Origin of the sequence: Nitrosospira sp. Nsp2 (genome assembly GCF_003050965.1) — a bacterium.
Classification (GTDB): Bacteria; Pseudomonadota; Gammaproteobacteria; order Burkholderiales; family Nitrosomonadaceae; genus Nitrosospira.
In genome coordinates, this window is sequence record NZ_QAOU01000001.1 from 860,105 (window position 1) to 879,348 (window position 19,244).

The 19,244-nt window shown below is 52.5% G+C and carries 15 protein-coding genes; 6 read left to right on the top strand and 9 right to left on the bottom strand.

The features are described from left to right. Positions 1 to 408: 408 nt before the first annotated feature. From C8R31_RS03925 to C8R31_RS03945, 4 genes are all read right to left on the bottom strand, one after another. On the bottom strand, positions 409 to 1,140 hold the full coding sequence (locus tag C8R31_RS03925; RefSeq protein ID WP_107692713.1) for a PEP-CTERM sorting domain-containing protein: 732 nt from the start codon (positions 1,138 to 1,140) through the stop codon (positions 409 to 411). 1,797 nt (positions 1,141 to 2,937) lie between these two features. Continuing rightward, positions 2,938 to 4,797, bottom strand: a complete 1,860-nt coding sequence (locus C8R31_RS03935; protein WP_107692715.1) for a bifunctional diguanylate cyclase/phosphodiesterase — start codon at positions 4,795 to 4,797, stop codon at positions 2,938 to 2,940. Beyond that, positions 4,797 to 6,284 carry an ATPase domain-containing protein gene (locus C8R31_RS03940; protein WP_107692716.1) on the bottom strand — a complete coding sequence of 496 codons (1,488 nt, stop codon included), beginning with the start codon at positions 6,282 to 6,284 and terminating at the stop codon, positions 4,797 to 4,799. Before C8R31_RS03940 ends, C8R31_RS03935 begins: the two co-directional genes overlap by 1 nt. Then, positions 6,281 to 6,700 carry a hypothetical protein gene (locus tag C8R31_RS03945; RefSeq protein ID WP_107692717.1) on the bottom strand — a complete coding sequence of 140 codons (420 nt, stop codon included), beginning with the start codon at positions 6,698 to 6,700 and terminating at the stop codon, positions 6,281 to 6,283. The genes C8R31_RS03940 and C8R31_RS03945 overlap by 4 nt, the downstream gene beginning before the upstream one ends. A 498-nt stretch (positions 6,701 to 7,198) precedes the next feature. Between C8R31_RS03945 and C8R31_RS03950 the strand changes: the two genes are divergently transcribed. Beyond that, positions 7,199 to 7,648: a hypothetical protein gene (locus C8R31_RS03950; protein WP_107692718.1), complete on the top strand. Its 450-nt coding sequence runs from the start codon at positions 7,199 to 7,201 to the stop codon at positions 7,646 to 7,648. A gap of 446 nt (positions 7,649 to 8,094) precedes the next feature. Continuing rightward, entirely contained in the window at positions 8,095 to 10,668 is a 2,574-nt protein-coding gene (locus tag C8R31_RS03955) for a TonB-dependent receptor (protein WP_107692719.1), read from the top strand. Positions 10,669 to 10,782: 114 nt separating this feature from the next. Here the strand turns inward: C8R31_RS03955 and C8R31_RS03960 are convergent, their stop codons facing one another. From C8R31_RS03960 to C8R31_RS03970, 3 genes are all read right to left on the bottom strand, one after another. After that, positions 10,783 to 10,968 carry a CsbD family protein gene (locus tag C8R31_RS03960; RefSeq protein ID WP_107692720.1) on the bottom strand — a complete coding sequence of 62 codons (186 nt, stop codon included), beginning with the start codon at positions 10,966 to 10,968 and terminating at the stop codon, positions 10,783 to 10,785. A 454-nt stretch (positions 10,969 to 11,422) separates the two neighbouring features. Then, a complete protein-coding gene (locus tag C8R31_RS03965; RefSeq protein WP_107692721.1) occupies positions 11,423 to 11,716 on the bottom strand; it encodes a hypothetical protein in 294 nt (97 codons plus the stop codon). Between the two features lie 231 nt (positions 11,717 to 11,947). After that, positions 11,948 to 12,448, bottom strand: a complete 501-nt coding sequence (locus tag C8R31_RS03970) for a thermonuclease family protein (RefSeq protein ID WP_258192524.1) — start codon at positions 12,446 to 12,448, stop codon at positions 11,948 to 11,950. A 431-nt stretch (positions 12,449 to 12,879) separates the two neighbouring features. Here C8R31_RS03970 and C8R31_RS03975 point away from each other — a divergent pair, with 431 nt between their 5' ends. Continuing rightward, positions 12,880 to 13,290 (top strand): nitrosocyanin, encoded by a 411-nt coding sequence (locus C8R31_RS03975; RefSeq protein ID WP_258192525.1) that lies wholly within the window; start codon positions 12,880 to 12,882, stop codon positions 13,288 to 13,290. A 479-nt stretch (positions 13,291 to 13,769) separates the two neighbouring features. Then, positions 13,770 to 13,970, top strand: a complete 201-nt coding sequence (locus tag C8R31_RS03980; protein ID WP_107692723.1) for a hypothetical protein — start codon at positions 13,770 to 13,772, stop codon at positions 13,968 to 13,970. 1,138 nt (positions 13,971 to 15,108) lie between these two features. Here C8R31_RS03980 and C8R31_RS03990 read toward each other — a convergent pair. Both C8R31_RS03990 and C8R31_RS03995 read right to left on the bottom strand, forming a co-directional pair. Next, entirely contained in the window at positions 15,109 to 15,528 is a 420-nt protein-coding gene (locus tag C8R31_RS03990) for a nuclear transport factor 2 family protein (RefSeq protein WP_107692725.1), read from the bottom strand. Between the two features lie 344 nt (positions 15,529 to 15,872). Further along, a complete protein-coding gene (locus tag C8R31_RS03995) occupies positions 15,873 to 16,139 on the bottom strand; it encodes a SinR family protein (protein WP_107692726.1) in 267 nt (88 codons plus the stop codon). Positions 16,140 to 16,621: 482 nt separating this feature from the next. Here C8R31_RS03995 and C8R31_RS04000 point away from each other — a divergent pair, with 482 nt between their 5' ends. Next, positions 16,622 to 17,371, top strand: coding sequence for a Crp/Fnr family transcriptional regulator (locus C8R31_RS04000; RefSeq protein WP_107692727.1), 750 nt, complete (start codon positions 16,622 to 16,624; stop codon positions 17,369 to 17,371). 1,039 nt (positions 17,372 to 18,410) lie between these two features. Continuing rightward, the gene (locus tag C8R31_RS04005) at positions 18,411 to 19,193 is read left to right on the top strand and encodes a PEP-CTERM sorting domain-containing protein (RefSeq protein ID WP_107692837.1); all 783 of its coding nucleotides are present in this window, start codon (positions 18,411 to 18,413) and stop codon (positions 19,191 to 19,193) included. Positions 19,194 to 19,244 lie beyond the last annotated feature (51 nt).

Sequence of the window (19,244 nt, forward strand, 5' to 3'; positions counted from 1 at the left end):
CGAATGAAACCCTCTCCGTATAGCCTTCTGCGGTTCGGATGTACGGAACAAACCGGCACATAGGTAACCCATTTGATAGAGAGGGGATTCATTGTATCTAACGCCTTGTTGCGAATGCATCAAGTTTTCGTAAACTTTTATTACTTTTTTATAGGATATCGCCTCGATTTATGAGCTTATTGAATGATCAGATCAGAGAAAAGCATGCGCCCCGTCCATTGACCGGCAGCGCAAGTATTGAGCATACGAAGAGGAATATCCGGTGTGGAGCATCAGGACCGAAGCGCGATTCACTCGCCATTCCGCAAGGAGGCACGGCAGTAATGCGCCCCGTCACGGAGAGAATCCTCCACCTCCATGCGGGGCATCGGCAAAATTCTGCATCAACTGCTGTGGCTGGCCGTTGATTTACCTGCTTGATGTATTGCTGCGCGCGGCTATCCTGCCGACCAGAAGAAGCCCTGCCAAAAGCATGATGTAAGTATGGGGTTCCGGGACTACTGACACCTCTGCCGGTATCGCCAAATTGGTATTGAGAGCTACATTATCGATTTCAAATCCGTATTTGGTGCTCAAGGCCACTACCCGGTTAAATGCCGTATCCGAGGTAATGTTTACGTAAAACGTGCCGGCGGCACCCTGGTTTCCATTCGCAAGTGGGTCTACGTCAAGTCCCGTGTAACTGAAAAGCAGGTTGGCGCCATCGTAAAACGACAGCCTGTTGTAGTCGTCCACGGAGCCCCACAATAGGCCAAAATAATTATGGTATTGATCCAGTTGCAGGGTGACCTCTCCAATACCTGTGCTCAGATATTGACTGACGCCGAGACCATCCGCCTGGTTATTTCCAAACAGCGCCCCATTCCCTCCCATAATATAGGGCGAAGCGTATTTCCCTACGACTTGAGGAAGGGCAATGGCGCCCGCTCCAATCCCCCTAAAAGACACGGTAATGCCTCCGTCGACTGTACCGCCTGTTGCGGCCAGGCTATCAAAATTTACATACGGCCCTGTACCGACCGGTGTCCCGCCTACTGCAGCAGTGAGAGTCGTAGCCGCTATCGAAGAAGACGATATTGCAGCGGTGTTTAATATAAAAACCATCGTGGCGCCGATAAGCCGAGCCGTTTTATTTTCCATCGAAGTCTTCGTCCTTATCTGATTAAGTTGTATCGTTATTCTCAAAACAGGTATTTGTATGACTGGTTAATAATCAAGCAATTATTATGCCTATTTAAAATATCTTTAAAGAAGAACTACTTACAATACTTATGAAGGGATGATGCTCTTGGGGCGAAAATTTTTCGACACGACGAGTTTTGCCCGACGAGAAAGGGCGTGAAGGGCGAGGGGGAATTGAAAGGAAGGTGAAAAACGCGACCGGCTGACGAGTTATAGCTGAGGATTCGAAATCATCGACGAACCGCTGAATAAGCGGCTGGCGTGGTTATGCAAAGGACGGTGAAAACCTTTGAGCGAGGGCAGTTCATCGTTTCAAATAAACAGCCCCTCGAAAAGCATTCGGGCCAAAACTTCGGCAAATCAACTATGGGTCCCGGCACCGCCTTGACGCCTGATTCTTGAATGTCTGCATCGCCTTGGATATTGGCGTGGCTGTACGGGTAAAGAAAGCTACATCAGTGCCACAAGATCAGCAATGCGGGGTGGAGCGTGAGGCGGTGAGTACACAAAGCACGCGCGCCCGCGAATGAGCCTGTTCTGACTTACTGGCAGAGAACCCTGTGCGAGTTGCTGTCAGATGGAGAGTTCGCCAGGATGCGATTCAGAGAAGCATATGCGGCAGCTCGGGAATATGCGGCTATGGCGCGCTCAACATTGGTGTTCCGTGTTTACGATACCAATGGCTTTATTTCTACCCCACCCCTAACCCGGCGGGCTTTTTTATTTCGGTGTTGCTCAAGGCGGGCTCCAGGGCCTCGATGCCGGATGAGTCTGAGGAGGAGGCGCAAACAGGCGCTAAACCATTGCTGTGTCCCTTTTCATATATCCAGAAGACCTTCGATTCGGGCCAGCCCACGAGGGGGGCTTCATGAGCATATGGGCCTAATGGCCCTTTCCAGTCAAATAAGAAATGATCGCGCTGAATGCTTCCTTTCTTGGTTCGTGTATAGAACGCATAAATAGTCATCTCTTTCCTTTATTGCTACGGAGTTTTGAGTTTTTATAGAAACCGGCTGAAGCTGGACTCGACCGTCTTGTATGGATTACGACGTCTAATTCCACTTCCTGAATGTGGGCAATTTAATATATGCACCAGGTAGAGTTCAGTGCGGTACCGCTCTTATCAACCGCTTGGATGAAACGTATGTCCGTGAACCTCAAATGAAGAGGGTGGCTAACAGCGGGCCACGAGTTGTACCTTCAATTCGGCCTTACGGGACACGCCGCGCTCGGCAAGACAGTGGGCAAAAGGCGAGATTGAGACCTTGCTTTAACTGTGCCGGCGGGTAGAGCGGGGTTTTCCATCGACGACTGCGGCAACCCTTCTCGATCCGCTGGTTGCGCTATGGAGAACAAGGACTGGATGGCAAGCCGATTGCCGAGGAGGATTTCAGCAAGCTTTGGCTTACTGCAGGATTCTCGGCTCGATAATAATACGGCGAGCGGGGCGTCACCCCCATTTAATATGTCTAACCGTAACGGGTTATATTATTTCGGTGGGTGCGTTCCTAAAGACCTCCCGAGTCTTTCCCCTTCTCAACAGATCATTTCTTACACCAAGGCCGGCGAAAAGCGGATTGCCTTGCTCGAATGGAGTCCTTTAAGCTCGACCGCGAGATTCAGCGTCCGAGGAAATCACAGTAGCCGCTGAAGCAAATGAACCCGAAGGCAGCAAACACCACTCAGTTTAAGAAACTGATCGCTCAGCGTAAAAAACGCTTAGTCGGCGGTGCGTCGTGCAGCGAGAAGGCTGGATCATGAATGCTGAACAGTGGATGAAGTGCCCGTTTGAAGCAAGGTGGCGAACGCCTCTGCCACTACCGGGCGGCTGAAATAATAGCCCTGGCCCTCATCGCAGTGCTGGGCTATCAGAAATGCACACTGCTCTGCTGTTTCCACTCCCTCCGCGATAACGCGGAGCTTCAGGCTTTTACCCATGCCGATCACGGCACTGACAATCGCGGCATCCTCTGCGTTACTGGTCATCCGGTTGACGAATGATTTATCGATCTTGAGCGTATCAACTGGAAATTGTCGCAAGTAACTCAGACTGGAATAGCCGGTGCCGAAGTCATCGATTGCGAGCTTCACGCCCAGATCCGTGAGCGCATTCAGCACCGGATTTGTCACCGTCGCATCTTTCATAAGGACGCTTTCAGTCAGTTCGAGCTCCAGGTAGCGCGGCTCTAGGCACGTATCATTGAGCGTTGTGCCTACGTATTCCGTAAAGTCTGTTGCGCTGAACTCTCGCGCGGATGTGTTCACCGCGACGATGATCGGCGGCAGGCCAGCATCCAGCCACGCTCGAGCCTGAAGACAAGCTTCACGCAGTACCCAGCGGCCTATAGGAAGGATGAGGCCGGAGTCCTCGGCGACGGGTATAAACTCAGACGGCGGCACCAACCCTCGTTCCGGGTGCTGCCAGCGAATGAGCGCCTCGACTCCAATGATCATATTGCTCTGAAGATCTATTTTTGCCTGGTAATGCAGGACGAACTCCTGTCGCTCAAGTGCCCGGTGCAGGCGGGCCTCGATCGATTGCCGTTCGACGGCTCGAACATTCATGTCCTGCACGAAGAATTTGTAATTGTTACGTCCGCTCTCCTTGGCATGATACATCGCGCTATCGGCGCTTTTGAGCAGAGTCTCCGCATCCCGTCCGTCCGAGGGATAAGTTGCGATGCCAATGCTTACCGATAAGTGAAGCTCATGCTGATCAACGTCGAATGGAACAGTTAGCGCAGCCAGTATCTTTTGCGCGCTGATCGCCGCATTTTCCGCCTGTTTGATATTTGAAAGCAGTATCACGAATTCATCGCCACCCTGGCGACTGGCGGTATCGGAGTGACGTACGCAAGCCAGCAGGCGTCGGGCGACCGATTGCAGAAGCTGATCGCCCACCGCGTGCCCCAGAGAATCATTAATGTGCTTGAATCGATCCAGATCCATGAATAACAAGGCTATTTGCGTGCCTTGACGACTGGCCAGCTCGATCGCCTGGACGAGACGGTCATGCAGGAGCATTCGGTTAGGTAAACCGGTGAGAGCATCGTGATGCGCCAGATGATCCAACTGCGTTTTAGCGCTTTCAACTTGTTCGACCAGTTTTCTCGCTTCGATTGTGGCGACGACCAAGCGCGCGTTCGCTTCCTGCAATACTTTTATACGGCCCGACGCGACTTGCGTCTCTCCTAAACGGGCTTCCCGCTCTTGGAAGGTCGCACTTTCACGCACATGGGCTTCCCCTTCCCGTATCCCGGCCGCTACCTCGCGCAGACGCGCGGCTTCTTCACGCAAGAGGGCGGCACCTTCGCGCAGGTTGGCGGCATCTTCGCGCAAATAGGCGGCATCTTCACGGAGGAAGGCGGTGTCTTCCCGCATGTTGGCCGCATCCTCGCGCGAATATGCGGTGTCTTCACGCAGATCTGCTGCCTCTTCCCGGGCAGCGACCGACGTCTCGCGGTTTGAAAGCACTGTCTCACCCCCGGCGACGGCGCTTTCCCGGCCTGTAATTGTTTCTTCGTGAATATCGGGCATCTCATCAGGCATGTCTGGTAAATCCTGTTGACCTGAGCCTTCAGTACCTGGGGTGCCTTCATTGTCATGTTTATTCATTACGGTCTTCCTGTGTCGATTCCCTGTCCAAGCGAGACAGCAGGATGCCCGGACATGATTCCGTCATATCCGGACAAGGTCTTGCCGATAACTATGCCTTCCTCTGTTACATCAAACAATCGAATGTCCTTGCTGTGCTCGCTGCCCCGGACTTTAACAACCGACAGGACACGTTTGAGCTGCCCCATGATTTCGGTATAGCGCTGCACGATAATCGCATCGGCGAGAAAAGCGCTTCCAAACGGGCTGAAGCGCAGGTCGGTGAAGCGGTCTTCCAATTCCGACGTCATCAGGATGGTCACGCCCATGCCCGTCAGCTTGCCAATCATCCTGTACAGCGATCCGCGAAAATCTTCGCTAAACTCAGGCGCGAGCGCCAACTCAAATCCGGACAGAGAGTCAATGACAAGGCGCTTCGCTCCTACCCGGTCAATCATGTCGACCATATCATGCAGGATTTCATCAATCGAATAATCCAGCGAACGTATGGCAAGCGATTCAACCTGCCCCGTGGCGAAAAGCGACGCCAGCTTGGTGCTCAGCAGCTGGCTAGGGCTCTTCTCGAACGCCGCGATAATCCCCCGTTCGCCCATGCGCGCGCCTTCAGCAAGAAATTCCGTCGCAAATATCGTTTTGCCGGACCCAGATGGCCCGACCACGAGCAACGAATATCCAGCCGGCAAACCGCCCCCCAGCATTTCGTCCAGGCCAGGTATTCCCATGGAAAGACGTTCAGCAGGGGCGAATCGCTTCTTCTGTGACTCAATCTCTTTTTTTGGTTCGATAACCGCCCGCGGGAAAATCTCGATTCCTTTGTCATTAATTCGGAACGTGTGCAGACCTTGTGCCTGAGCTTGACCCCGCATTTTGACTACCTGCAGCTTGCGTACCGCGGAATTGCGCTGCAGGTTCTGGGAAAGCCATAGGATGCCATCAGCTACGGTAAAGACAGGGCTTGACTCTGTTTCTGGCGTCAAGTATTCACCGATCAAAAACGTTGTTGCCTGCCAGCTGGTCATTTGCATGCCCAGCTGCTGGATGAACCGTTGAAGTTCGGATACGCCCTGTCCTGCGACCTTAGCTGACTCCACCACCGAGCGAAACGAATCCACGAATACGAGGCTGGGGCCATAGTTTCTTACTTCTTCGGCAATGCGCGACAAAACCCGGTCAAAATTTCCCTCGGTCAGCTCGGCAGCCAGGTTGATGAAGCGAACGCATTCATTGATTTTATTGACGTCGAAAAACTGGAATTGCTGTTGATAGCGGAGCATTTTCAAGGCGGGCTCTCCAAGTACCGTGAAAAACAATGCTCGATTATCTGAATTTGCCAGGGAGAACATGATTTGATGAGCGAGCGTCGTTTTTCCGGTGCCGGGGGTCCCCGCTATCAGGTTAAACGAGAATTCCGGCAGGCCTCCGCCTAGCAGGTTGTCCAGGCCAGGTATCCCCGTCTGAAGCCGACGTATGCTAAGCTTTTCACTCATTTTTGGAACTCCTCGCCAGTGTAATTCGAAATGTCAGTGCTCCAGGCCAAACATAAAATACGGGTTGTTAGCTGCTCGCCAATTAGTGAGGCCAGGATGTCGGTGAAAGTGATCAGCAGCAGGTTATTTGCTTCGCTAACTTGCGCGGGTGTCTGTTTCTTGAAGCTCATTTTTAATTCTGCCAACCCTTGTTTAGCCTGCAACTGATCCGAGGCGACAGAAAGCCAGGGAAATACCGCACGATGCAGGAATATGGTTCTTGCATAAAGCGAATTGAAACCGTCTTCGCCGACGATCGAAATGATTTCGCGTGCCATCGGCTCCCACAAGCTGATCGCAGCATCCGCGATCTTCTCATCGGACTCTACCAGCAGGCTTTTAATTAACTGGTGCCGCGGGAGCTCATTGGATTCCATAAGAAATATCGATAATTTGGCGGGACAATAGCGTTGATGAAAATCAGCGGCGATTTTCAGTGGTAGGGGATGAGTATATGCGACCCAACCCGAAGTGTATTAGGTAATAACGACGCGCCCTACATTTTCCTTACCGAATTGCAAGATCCTCAAACGGCAAAGGACGTCGTTACGCCTAACTAGCGCGTGCATCGAAATGGTGGATTTCGCCCACGTCCTTTGGGACGCATGAAATCCTGTTTTTGTTATTCCTTTGGGAATTTCGCCGTTAGGGCGGCGCGATCCAGGCTTATGCTCTGGATCACGCTCCGCAGGAAATTTGTTAGAAATCCTTTAGATGCAGCCGATCAAGGATGTTCGTATCCTCGGCTAATGCATTTTTTCGCATCTCATCAATGCCGAGAAGAGCAAGCGGATTTTCGGTTTGTTCCATAGATAACGTTACAAAAAAAAAGCTAGAGTTTCGATCGTTAAAACCCGTATTTTTCGAAAAAATCCATGCACACCGAAGTTGCCGCAGCCCTGAGAAGCGCAAACGTACTTGTCGAACTCTTGAGCACGACGAAGTCTCTTTCCAATTACGAGGAACTCACGGCAGCCGTTTTGGAGGTAAATTCCAGACTCATGAATGCTACCACCGTCGCGTTGGCGAGCCAGGAGGTACAGTCAAACCTGCTCTCAAGAATACGCGAGCTCGAGACGGAACTAGCGAATGTCGCGGGATGGGAGGCGCAGGCCGAAAGATACGCCTTGCATGCTTTAGCACCTGAGCGTTTCGCTTATGCGCTGAAACCCGATGCAACGAATGGGGAGCCTTTCCCCCTGCTCTGCGCAAACTGCTTCACAAAGCGTCAGAAAGCTCTGCTTCAGTTAAGGAATCACAACAAGTTGGGGCGATGGTACAGCTGCCACAACTGCAGATCCGAGATATATGTCGATTTCCCATGATGTGCTTTCGCGTTACTTGTGAACCAGGTAAAACCGGAATCTCCAGAAGATAAGAGAACGGCCGCCTCCCGAAAATTGCGCCGGCTTGCCCCCTCGATTGCGGAACTAATGTCGCGTCCACCCGCCGGTTGCGCTCTCCCAAAGACATGGCCAGGGCCTCCCTGCGACAATTTGTCGCATTCCTAGGCTGGCTGAAATAGATTATTCTCGCGCACGCTCGATCGAAAAAGCACTGCGACGGCATTGCGTGCTGCGCCGTCGATATTCCCCGGTTCCAGTTACAGATAATTCCCAGCTTTCAACGGCGAATAGAGGCTCACCATGGCAGGAGCAGGAATAGGCCCGAGAAGTTGAGAATCAGCAATTAACTTTCCCGCTCGAAACCGAATCGAGAGGCCACCTTTGAAGCAGGTGTCGTAAAAGAATAATCGGAGCATATCGATAATATGACGCCGGGCATTAAGCCAAAACTTGTCTACGCCTCCTTTAGCCTGGCAGGTCTGCTGTGGATATCTTCCAGCGCGGCCGCGAGTGCGCCGGATGGGGTGGCAAAAGATGACAAGACCAAGTGGGCTCCGCCGGTAATCAACAAGCCGGTTGCCATCGCTCCCATGCCAGAAGCTTCGCTGAATATCAATGTATCGCCTGTCGCTGCGCGAACCACTGGTACGAAACTGGCGCTTCACGAGCCAGTGGTGAAAATGCCGGAAGTGACAATTGGGGGAAAAGTGAAGCCCCCCCGCAAGCAAACTGAAGTGGAACGGTACAGGCTGCCTCAAACCACGGAAAGTATCACCCGGGAAAGAATCGACAACACGATCAATCTTGCGAATCCCGAGGACGCCATCAAGTACATGCCGTCCATACAGGTACGCACTCGCTATATCGGCGATACGAATGCGCCAGTTGGCATGCGCACCTCGGGCACGTCCGCGAGCGCGCGCAATCTGATCTATGCGGACGGCATTCTGCTGTCTTCTTTGCTCGGCAACAACAATACAAACACGGGCTCCCCCCGCTGGAATACCGTATCGCCCGGAGAAATAGAACGGGTTGATATCATGTATGGCCCGTTTTCAGCGGCCTACGCCGGCAATTCCATAGGGGGCGTAATCAATATTACGACCCGGATGCCGGAAAAATTCGAATTCGGGGCAGACGCCCAGGCGTCCTGGCAGACTTTCAATCTTTATGGCACGAAGGATACCTACGAGACGCAGCGTTATGCGGGTTACGTCGGCCACCGCTACAACGATCTGTCATTCCGTTTCGACTACAGCCATCTCAATGCCCAAAGCCAGCCCATAACGTTTGCAACCACTCTTATTTCGAACACCCTGGCGGGTGCTGGAGATACAGTGGCGACAGGTGCCTTTGCGGGCGCAAATCCCACCAACGCGCGGAACCTGACGCTGGGCGCGGGGAATATCAATCATACCGTGCAGGACAACTTCAAGTGGAAGCTTGCCTACGACATCACGCCCTCCATCCGGCTTGCGTATACCCTGGGCCTGTGGATGAACAATGCGCATGCAAACACACAAAGCTACCTGAGGGATGCGGCAGGAAATCCGCTGCAAAGCGGTTTTGTCAATATTGATGGCCGAAGGTACAACCTGTCTCCTGCCAATAGCCCCACTTTTGCCGGTAACCAGACTGATCAGACCACCTGGTCCCATGGGATCAACCTTCGATCCAATACGGGCGGGGTTTTTGATTGGGAATTGGCCGCAAGCCTGATCGAACTAGGCAAGGACACCGTTCGGGCGCCAACAGTTGACCCTACCCTCGCGTTTGCCGGCAATGCACCCGGCAGAATCACCAGCTTGAGCGGCTCTGGCTGGCATACCGTGGATGCCAAGGGTATCTGGAGGCCCAGGGTCGATCTGCTCGGTTCTCATGAAATCAGCTTTGGCTTTCACCATGATTTGTATACGCTGAAGAATCCCGTATTCAATACGGGTAACTGGCAAAGCGGCCCGGGTCAGAGTGTTTTTACCAATTCCACCGGAAAGACCCAGACTGAAGGTTACTGGATTCAGGACGCGTGGGATTTCCACGAGAAATGGAACTTTACTGTTGGTGGCCGACTGGAATCCTGGCACGCATACGACGGCGTGAACACTTCAACGGTGGGTGGGTCGCTCCAAACGGTAAATCAGGCCGACAGAAGCGCGGTCAACTTCTCTCCCAAGGGGAAGTTGACCTGGGCGCCGCTTCCGCAAGTGAGAATCGGCGCAGCCATTGGTCAGGCTTATCGCTATGCAACCGCCTCGGAGTTATTCCAGACCACTACGGTTGGGACAGGCGCGACGGCCATAGCGGTCAATGGGAACCCTAATCTCAAGCAGGAGGACGCGCTGGCTTCTGAATTATCCGGCGAGTATTTTGTAGACAAGGGGAGACTGCGGGTCAGCCTGTTTCAAGAGCGTATCAAGAATGCGATTTTTTCCCAGACCGGCCTAATCACCAATCCGATCACCAATCAAACTGTTCAATCAACCTTTATAACAAATGTTGGCGAAATCGATACCTATGGCGTTGAGGTTTCCGGGGAGAAAACCGACGCGGTGATAAAAGGGCTGGATATTATCGGCAACGTGACCTGGGTGGATTCCAGGATAGAGGATAACCGCGCGGCGGATGCGGCAGCAGCAGCGCTGGGACCGACGCCGGCGAATCCGAACGCATCAGTTCCATCGACCGGCAAGCATCAGCCCCGGCTTCCGATCTGGCGGGCGAACGCGGTAGTCACCTATCGAGCGAACGAAAATTTCAGCGCTTCCGTGAATGTTCGCTACAGCAGCGGCCAGTTCGGCCAGTTGAATAATACGGATACCAACGGCTTTGCCTATACAGGGTTAACCAGTTATCTCGTTGCCGATCTGGTCGCAAAGTATCGGATCACCAGGCAGTGGACCGCTATCGGCGGTATCAATAATGTCAATAACGACAAGTACTGGATCTTTCATCCCTTTCCCCAGCGGACCTATTTCGCGCAACTGAGGTTCAATTATTAGGTAACGCCAAGTTTTAATATTTCATGTGTCGGGGCAGCGAAAAGCGAATTCATATATCCGAGGCAATAAAAAACCCGCCGAAGCGGGTTTAAGGTATTGAAGGTGCCGTGACAGTCAGGCTTTATCTATCGCATCCTTGACGGTTTCTTTGGCGTCCCCGTATTTCTTTTGGGTTTTTCCCTCTACTTGTTTGCCGAGGCCCTTGGCTTCCTGCTCTTTATCGCCTGTTGCTTTTCCAACTCCTTCTTGGACCTTTCCGGCGATGTCTTTCGCAGTACCTTTCACTTGATCTTTATTCATGATTAATCTCCTTTAAGGAAAATCAGAATCCAACGTTGCTTGCCTCCACTGTAACCCGGTTACTGATGACGTCAGTGACATCGGAATCAGCCGGGCGGTTACAGGACCATCAGCGGCAAGAGTTGTCAGATTATTATAATGATGAGGTTAATACTGTGCGCTAAATCACATTGGGTAGAAATATTGCATATAAATAGGGGCCAACGGCCCAACAGACCCGGCTTGTTCATTTTCGGTGCGGGGGTTCTTATTTCATATGGGGAAGCAATAAGCAAAGACATCGCCGCCTGGCTCTACCTGATGTTGTCAAGCAGTTTTCTTTTATGCAGGAGGGTGGCGCAACGGGGTGACCGCAAACAGGTAGCCTGCCACGTTGGCAGTTGTTGCCAAGCGCGATGCGCCTGAGCATCGCTGCTATTGATAACATCGCCGGGAACCCAGGGACAGTACCGTTCTAATAGCGGTTTCCGTCATTGCCATAGACTGCAGGCGGATTGGTGGCATACGGATTGTTCGGGCTGTTGTTGCTGTAGCGGCTGCCGTATTGTCCGTGTGGATTATTGATGCTGTCTGCGGAGTGCTCGCTGCCGTACCTTCCGTATGGGTTACTGACCGAGTTTGCGTCGTAGGGGTTGGAGCTGAGGTTGCCGAGGTATTTTCCTGTTTGCCGATCCCGAAGTTGCGGCGGCTCGGCATGGACGATACCGGAAACAAGCAGCGCGAGAATGACAGGCACGGCAGCTTTCATGATTCACCTTTTTTTGTTGTTATGTCTTGGGATTGTTCTGCATTTGATGTATCAGATCAATGGATGAGTCAATGGTTCAAATAAAGCGGCTGCATGCATGCGGTTGGGTAGCACATGAGGGCGGTACGCGCAGGACGCTACACGGGGCCGGTACATGGCGAAATAAAAGCAGAAGACGACTCATCCGGGGTTTAGAGAAGCTGAATTTGGCGTATTTTATGGGTAGGGCGGTCATTCGGAGGGCTGAAAGTTATGGAATGAGCGCCATTCCCAGGGAGGGGTCGGCGAGTCGAAGGCCCATAATCCCCGCTTGGCCGCTTTGGCTTCTTCCTGCAGCCTGTGAAGTTTTTTATCCTTGGGAGCTTGATTCTTTACCCAGGCCAATCCGCGCCGCACCTGCTCGGCGTTGACATCCACGCCATTGCACTCGACCCTGGCCAGCGTTCGTCCATAGTAATCCCTGCTGATGGAAGTCAATTCCGCGTGAACCCATAGGCATAAGTCGAACAGCGACTGCCGGGATTCAGTTGCGAACGGCTGGTCCAGCTCCGGGGCGTCAATTTCCGCCAGCCGTACCCTGACCAGTTCGCCATCTATGGAAACGGTAACTGAGTCGCCGTCAACAATCTGCAGTATCTGGGCATGGATGGGTTCCGTGTTGGGCGCGGCGAAAGCGGCATGGGGGAGGGTGAGCCAGGTGACGAGCACGAGAACAGCGATAGCAGGGCGCATCGGTGTCTTATATCATCGGCCATCTGTTAGAGCAATACATCGTTCTTCAATAGGGCACGTGCTCGTCACAGCCATTCCAGCGGTCTATAGAGTATTACAGCCGCGCTCAGGTCGAGGGCCGGCGGCGCATACAACGCGCTTCATTACTGGCCAGGCGCAGAAGCCGCTATCTGCGCTGTTCGTTGTGATTTGTCTTGCCGGATGCGGCGGTGACAGAGAAATTGAGCAAGGATTCGGGACGCCCGACATGATCGGGAACAGGGCATGGCATTCTCACCGACACCGGGGAAAGCCGTTTGATAGCATGTCGCGGAAAACGATACGCCTGCCGTATATTCGCCGCAGCTTGGATTGACATCCATCATTATCCAATCTAGAGTATTGAGAGTAACATGATGTTTCATTAAAACTTAAATTGAATGGGGGAAAAGATGATGAAAATAAACAAAACAGTCGTGGGTCTTGCTTTTGGGTTGCTGCTGGCGGGAACAGCGCACGCAGCGGAACAAAAATTCAAGGTGGTTATCAATGCTTATGACACTAACATTCCGGAGCTTAACGTTGAAGGCGTGACAGTCAAGAATATCCGCGCGTTCAATGTTCTCAACGAACCCGAGACGCTGACTGTCAAGAAAGGGACGACAGTAAAGATTACGGTCGAGAATAAATCGCCTATCAGCGAAGGATTTTCCATTGACGAATATGGAGTCAAGGAAGTCCTGAAGGCGGGCGAAACCAAGACAATTACTATCAAAGCGGATAAGTCCGGCGCCTTCCTCGTCTGGTGCCAGCTCCATCCCAAGAACATCCATTTGCCTGGTTCCTTGAATGTGGTGGACTAGGTAGCTCTTGCGACGACAGAAGCATTACCTCGGCGCGGGATATCGTCGCCTCGGGGTCACCTGAAACCCGCCGGCTGGCGGGTTTTTTTATTTTCCGCCAGCGGGGATTTTTTTATCAGTAACTTGATTTTTTGTCGTCGGTCGTCGCAGGGACCTCCGACGCAGCTTTAATCAAAGCACCAGAGCATCAAATCATTTGCGCCAGTGCGAAATCCGGACCGAGCCGTGGCTTTCTTCCTTTTCCGGCCTTCCCCTCCACCTCTGGTCCGGAATATTTTGGGGCAACGAATTCTTTCTGCGCTGTTACGTTGGTTAGCGCACATATCTTCCTTATTGCCATGAGATACAGTTTTTACGCGGTGCTCCTCGCGGATGCGCTAGCGGCGTGTCCGGATTGTCCGGGCTGGTTCTCCATATTGCTTTCATTTAAGAAGCCGGCCCGCATTTTTTGAAAAACTCTTTCTCGATAGGAATTTCCGATGAAGAAACTCAGAAATATTGATGTATTGGGGTATGAGGCAGAAGAGTTCGATAAGTGGCTTGAGGAAAGCACGAACAAAATTTTAAAACGAACCGCCCCTAAGGTAAAACGTTCGTGGGAAGCGGACATGTCAGCGCCGTTGAAGGCGTCCCGGCAAGGCTCCAGCAAATCCAGCTATTCTCGGCAGCGCAGCCTGTAAATATCGGATAGCGGCCCGCCGGACAGCTCAGGCGTCAGGCGAGCTCAGGCTGCAACCCATCGTGGAACCCCTGAATAAGTTCCCACGTTCGGTGAGGACTTGTTCAGCGGTTCCTGATGAATTAGAAGTCCGTCGCTTAGCCGTCGCTTGGCAATTCCAATCGATTGGAAGATTGAGGGGTGGGCCAGGCGGCTGCCAGGGTCGGCCGGTTTCCTCGACAGGAAGATCTGGTGCTCGCGTGCGGGGCCCGCTGTCCTGAAAGGGGTGACGGGAACACGTCGTCCCGATTCATCTCGACCCGGGGGCGGCCAGCCGCTCATGATTCGGGATGTCTCGCGGCTAATGGCTTATCCGCGCTTTTCGCTTATCGCTTATTTTCGCGGCGGACGGGTTGAACGGGCGTCATGACCGGCGGAATACGCTAAACCGAAGGCACATGGACACGCCTCATCGAACCGAACGCTTTATTCTCTCGGTCGAAACGTGAATTCCCTTCGCTCTTTCTTTTTAAGCGCAAAGATCTATTTCAACAGGCGCCAAACCCGCGCTGTAGCCTTCCTGGTACTGCCAAAACACCTTTGATTCAGGCCAACCGATTAAGGTTTCTTCATACACGTATACGTCCGTTACTTCGAAGCCCCTGAAGCGGAAATTTTGGTGACGCGAAATTGAACCGTCGGTTTTGCGTATATAAAGAATATATATGGGCATTTACGCTGCCTCAGGTTGTGACGGTCTCTCCTTTTTTAGCTGTTTTAAAAGTGATACTAAAAAAAGCGGGAAATCTCTTCCGTGCGGTAGCCCGCGTTGGGAGTTATGGGCATGATCTTGCTGGCACTGTTGTTGGCCGGGCATATTGAAGCGCAACACCCGGATAGAGGCAAAGGTCAGGAAAGCAATGAACATTCATCCCCAGTCACAGTGTGCGTTTTCGCAGGACCCGCCCCGGTACGGCACTCCGTCACGGGAAAGTCAGTTATCCTGGGAACTGAATGGCGGTGCCTTGTAGATGGAGTGGTCTTGAGCTAGGCAGGCTGTACCCGAACGACACCCCAGTCGGCGAAAAGCGCTTGGCCTGATTAATTGTTTACCTTGACTGGCAATCTTCGCATTTATTGATTTTGATGAGCTGATCTCCTCATGGCTCCAGGCCGCGGATCGGCGTATCGAGCGCCTTGGCGGCGCGCACGGGATTAAAATATTCGCGCAGGAATGTGATCTTTTCGTTTTCGGCCCGCAGAAATAGCACGTAATTCTGGACGTAGATGCGGCGGGTCGACTTGATGAACCCTTCTCCCCTGAATTCGGCGACTGCCGCTTGCGAATCGACGAACGGGTGGACCTCGACGTCGAGGAAGCGGAAATTTTCTACCGAACTGAGAAACCACGTCACATGATTGACCACCTCCTGCCGGCCCATCAGTCGCGCGGGGTGCCCGAGGGAGGGCGCAAAAGGCAGCTCCCACAAAAGATTATCGGCGATCAACGTCTGCCAGCGCGCGTGGTCGTCGACGAACGTCTGGATATGCCGATGCAAGAGTGTGGACGCTGTTGTCATCTATACTTCTCCTTGTTGACCCGAAGCTCGGTGGCGGAGTGATCTTGGGCAGGCGCGTCGAAGCCGATTGGATGCGATAGCTATCGCGAGAGAACGGCGGCGAGAGGCGCAATCGCAAATCTCAGTATCACCCGTTCTGGCTGCTTTCCTCGACCGGGAAGACAGGCGGCGCAGGCCAGTCCGGGCAATTAACAGCTTGGATAAAGGTTGTGGCGGCGCATAAAAACCTTTCCCGAATAGAGGATTTTAAGGCAGTGCCGGACTAATTGCTTGCGGGAGTGGAGCGGTACTGGACTTGGGGTAGGCCCGGGGTCGCTTTGGAAAAGCTGCTGGCGATTTTATTATTAGAGATTAGTTAACCAATCCGAGCATTCTTTATCAAAACCCACCCAGGCGGCATTGCCGGCAATTTCAACCACTACGAGCTTATCGTTCAAGCCCATGTACTGTTGAAGATGATCCCTCACCTGATCTGCTGTTTTAGGGGAAGCAATAATCCAGGTTGATTCCAAGCAGTGCCACCACGTCTCGTAGGTTTCGATTTCCTCTATCAGAGTGGCATTGGTGTTTCCCGGGTTTTTAAGCTCGTACCCGATGCAATACATGGCCATGCGTTCTCTTTCTCCAGTTCTGTTTCATTAGAAATGTTCGAATGCGGGGATGCGTTCGACTCCGAGTTCGACCGTAACCGTAAGCGAACCCCAGTATCTACGGTAAGTAATAGCCTTCCTTTAACCCGGGAAAACCTTTCCGCTCGGGGAGCGGGCGCTCCCACCTGCTTCTTCCCCAGTTTGTTGCTAGTGGTGGTCATGTTTTTCGAAACAGACGATCTCAAGCTTGGGTGGACTCGCGGATGCTCATCTGTCGCCAATTGGCGACATTTATAACTATGTATTTTCAAGTACTTAATATTAAGGCCGGAGATAACGTCGGCTAATGGTGACTAATGTACCAGTACATCAAGCACAGCCGTATGTTCTTAAAAGAAAAAACTTCAGGCACGCTTATTGCTTTATACTCGCTATAGGCTTGCGTTATAAAAGTCTATTATTGAAGTGTCTAATAACGATATCAAGTCCTACAAGGAGGAGCTATGTCAGTACTGCACAGCCCAAAGCAAAATCAGCTATTAGCGGCACTGCCTGCAGATGAATATGCCCGCTTACTGCCACATCTGGAATTGGTGGATTTGCCATTGGGTCAAGTAATCTATGAACCTAATACTCGGATTAGCCAGCTTTATTTTCCAACAACCTGCATTATTGCCCGCATGTATGAACTGGAGTCCGGAATTTCCCGGCAGGTCTCGATGATCGGGAACGAAGGGGTCACCGGGGTATCCCTGCTATTAGGGTCGGAAACTACGCCTGCCACAGTTACGGTGCAAAGCCCCGGCTATAGCTATCGTATCAAGGCGAGCGTGCTGAAAAATGAGTTCGAGTCCGGCGGCTTCCTGCAGCACCTGATGTTGCGTTTCAGCCAGGCCCTGCTATTTCAGACTGAACAGTGTGCCGTGGACCATCGGCAAACCGTGGAGCAGCAACTTTGCCGGTTTTTGCTGATGAGTCAGGACCGTCTTGCAGTTGCATCCCTTCCCATGACGCACGAATTGGTGGGGGCGATGCTCGGGGTCCGCCGTGAAAGCGTAACCCAGGCTGCGCAGACGCTACAGGCAGACGGCGCCATCCAGTACCGGCGCGGCCATATAACGGTAGTGGATAGGGCACTGCTGGAAGAGCGAGCAAGCGATGGCTACGCCGTGGTTAAAAAACTATACCAGCGGCTGTTGCAAAGCAAACCCGCCAGCAGTACGGTCAAGGTAATCAGAGCTGTCGCCGCTTAGCGGAAAACGCTCAGCGTCGACGAGAGAAGGAAATTAAACCCGGCCGCGCCACGTTGTGGGGCGGCCGGCGCTGAGCGTCACCTGCAGGGTTGTGGTGATGCCCCGCAGCACATATCTTACCGATTTTCGCGACCTTGCCTATTGGACCAAAGTGCAGGTATGCGGTACTGAGCTAATGAAATAACGGGCTTTTTCCCGAAGCTCATGCACCAGTGCACCTGCAAGCGAAATTTCTATCCAGACCTGAACCTTCGCCGTTTATCCACCACGCATCCGCTGTCCACTCATCCGACTTATTTTTGGCAGTTTACAGCTGGCATTTAGCGACACCACGGTTCGGAATCGTGCATGGGATGCTTTATCAACCGGAGAGCCGGCTCGAAGTTTACGTTTGCGCGTCCCGGTTTTCGCCGACCGGATTGACATCAGCTAGCGACTGGAGACGGTGCCATGCGGCGGGTGAAAGGAGAAATCCCTCCCTGAAGAGAATGAGCCCGCTATGGTATTTGCGCGTTATAAACAAAAAACCCGCCGAAGCGGGTTATTGAAGTGGATTATTTAGAGTTATTGGCCAGACTCGCCAGCCATTTTTATTTCCCCGGTCCCGTTTTCTTTTTTTTTTCAGATACTCGTCAGCCGTTCGGGACTCCATTATTACTAAGCAAGAAGCGTGCTCGTCCAAAAAATATTCTAATAGACTGAATAATAAAGACAAAGTTTGGGTTTGAAAAACCGTGATCGAAAAAATGTAAAATATTTCGACACCCAAACTCTAGCGGCCGGTACTTGCGTCAGCCTCCGGTATTGTCGGCTCGGCAAGCCTTTTTCCATCAATTCAATTCCCCATGAATCGCTGTCCGAGTATTACGTACGACGGCGACGCATTTTTCCGGACCTGTAATCCGCCGCTCGTTCTCATCCGGCGAGGTTCCCAGCACCTGTACCCTGGTACAGCATGTACTTCAGTCCAATAGGCACTGCTTTCGCTATGAGTATGATGCTTTCCTTGCTGGTTCACGTTGATAACCATGGAGGGAAGATGAACAAACTAGCTAACCTGGCGGCAGCCTGCGGGATTATTGTTGCAACAATGTCCGCTGCCAACGCTATACCTATTTATATCGCCGCCGATTTCTCTGGAGGTATCTCGACAGTGAAAGATCTGGGGAGTAGCCTGGGCTTGCAAAGAACAAACACCTGCAGCGGTTGCGCGGCGGGTAGCGTAAGCGGGAACGTGCTGTTTGATAAAAGCCTTGTGCCGGGAAACGGTACCGGCGTCGTTAATGTTCCGTTAGCGGCCGTCGCAGGCGCTTCCAATAATGTTGTATTCGACATCGTTTTCGGCATTAGGCCATTGGAATTTAAGTTCGGGGATTCCGATATAGTGGGTGGACCATCCATCCAGTTCAAGAATGGCGTGTTTAGCGGTTTCTTCCTGGTGAAGGATTTTTCATATAACGGAACGCCCTTTGAACTTAGCGTGCAAGGGGGCGTGTGGGACATAAGAGGCTGGAAGAACCATTCTTACTCGGATTTGGCGGCTTCTGGCTACCTTAACGTGGGCAATAGCGGGCTGACGAATCAGACTGTATTTGATCCAGTGCAGCAGCCTGCGGAGATCGCAACGGTTCCGGAGCCCACCACCGTCGCGCTGATCGTTTTCGGGGTATGGGGGCTCATCATGGCGCGGCGCCGGGAGAGTCTGCGGGCGCGGGCCGAGGTTAACGAGCGGAGCCACACGAAGGAAGATCCGGGTCTGCCGCGTTCCAATTCCGCCCCTGAAAAAGAGTTGCCAGCTGATCGCGAACCGAACGCAAGCTGAGCGCGAGTTAAGCGACAGTCGGTCGGTGACGGCATCAGCACCGAATTATGA

What these genes read in the sequence shown, in the direction of transcription:
- C8R31_RS03995 (WP_107692726.1), bottom strand. Translation starts at nt 16,139, where the DNA reads ATGGCCATGTATTGCATCGGGTACGAGCTTAAAAACCCGGGAAACACC.
- C8R31_RS03960 (WP_107692720.1), bottom strand. Translation starts at nt 10,968, where the DNA reads ATGAATAAAGATCAAGTGAAAGGTACTGCGAAAGACATCGCCGGAAAG.
- C8R31_RS03980 (WP_107692723.1), top strand. Translation starts at nt 13,770, where the DNA reads ATGAAGAAACTCAGAAATATTGATGTATTGGGGTATGAGGCAGAAGAG.
- C8R31_RS03975 (WP_258192525.1), top strand. Translation starts at nt 12,880, where the DNA reads ATGATGAAAATAAACAAAACAGTCGTGGGTCTTGCTTTTGGGTTGCTG.
- C8R31_RS03955 (WP_107692719.1), top strand. Translation starts at nt 8,095, where the DNA reads ATGACGCCGGGCATTAAGCCAAAACTTGTCTACGCCTCCTTTAGCCTG.
- C8R31_RS03945 (WP_107692717.1), bottom strand. Translation starts at nt 6,700, where the DNA reads ATGGAATCCAATGAGCTCCCGCGGCACCAGTTAATTAAAAGCCTGCTG.
- C8R31_RS03940 (WP_107692716.1), bottom strand. Translation starts at nt 6,284, where the DNA reads ATGAGTGAAAAGCTTAGCATACGTCGGCTTCAGACGGGGATACCTGGC.
- C8R31_RS03925 (WP_107692713.1), bottom strand. Translation starts at nt 1,140, where the DNA reads ATGGAAAATAAAACGGCTCGGCTTATCGGCGCCACGATGGTTTTTATA.
- C8R31_RS04005 (WP_107692837.1), top strand. Translation starts at nt 18,411, where the DNA reads ATGAACAAACTAGCTAACCTGGCGGCAGCCTGCGGGATTATTGTTGCA.
- C8R31_RS03970 (WP_258192524.1), bottom strand. Translation starts at nt 12,448, where the DNA reads ATGCGCCCTGCTATCGCTGTTCTCGTGCTCGTCACCTGGCTCACCCTC.
- C8R31_RS04000 (WP_107692727.1), top strand. Translation starts at nt 16,622, where the DNA reads ATGTCAGTACTGCACAGCCCAAAGCAAAATCAGCTATTAGCGGCACTG.
- C8R31_RS03935 (WP_107692715.1), bottom strand. Translation starts at nt 4,797, where the DNA reads ATGAATAAACATGACAATGAAGGCACCCCAGGTACTGAAGGCTCAGGT.
- C8R31_RS03965 (WP_107692721.1), bottom strand. Translation starts at nt 11,716, where the DNA reads ATGAAAGCTGCCGTGCCTGTCATTCTCGCGCTGCTTGTTTCCGGTATC.
- C8R31_RS03950 (WP_107692718.1), top strand. Translation starts at nt 7,199, where the DNA reads ATGCACACCGAAGTTGCCGCAGCCCTGAGAAGCGCAAACGTACTTGTC.
- C8R31_RS03990 (WP_107692725.1), bottom strand. Translation starts at nt 15,528, where the DNA reads ATGACAACAGCGTCCACACTCTTGCATCGGCATATCCAGACGTTCGTC.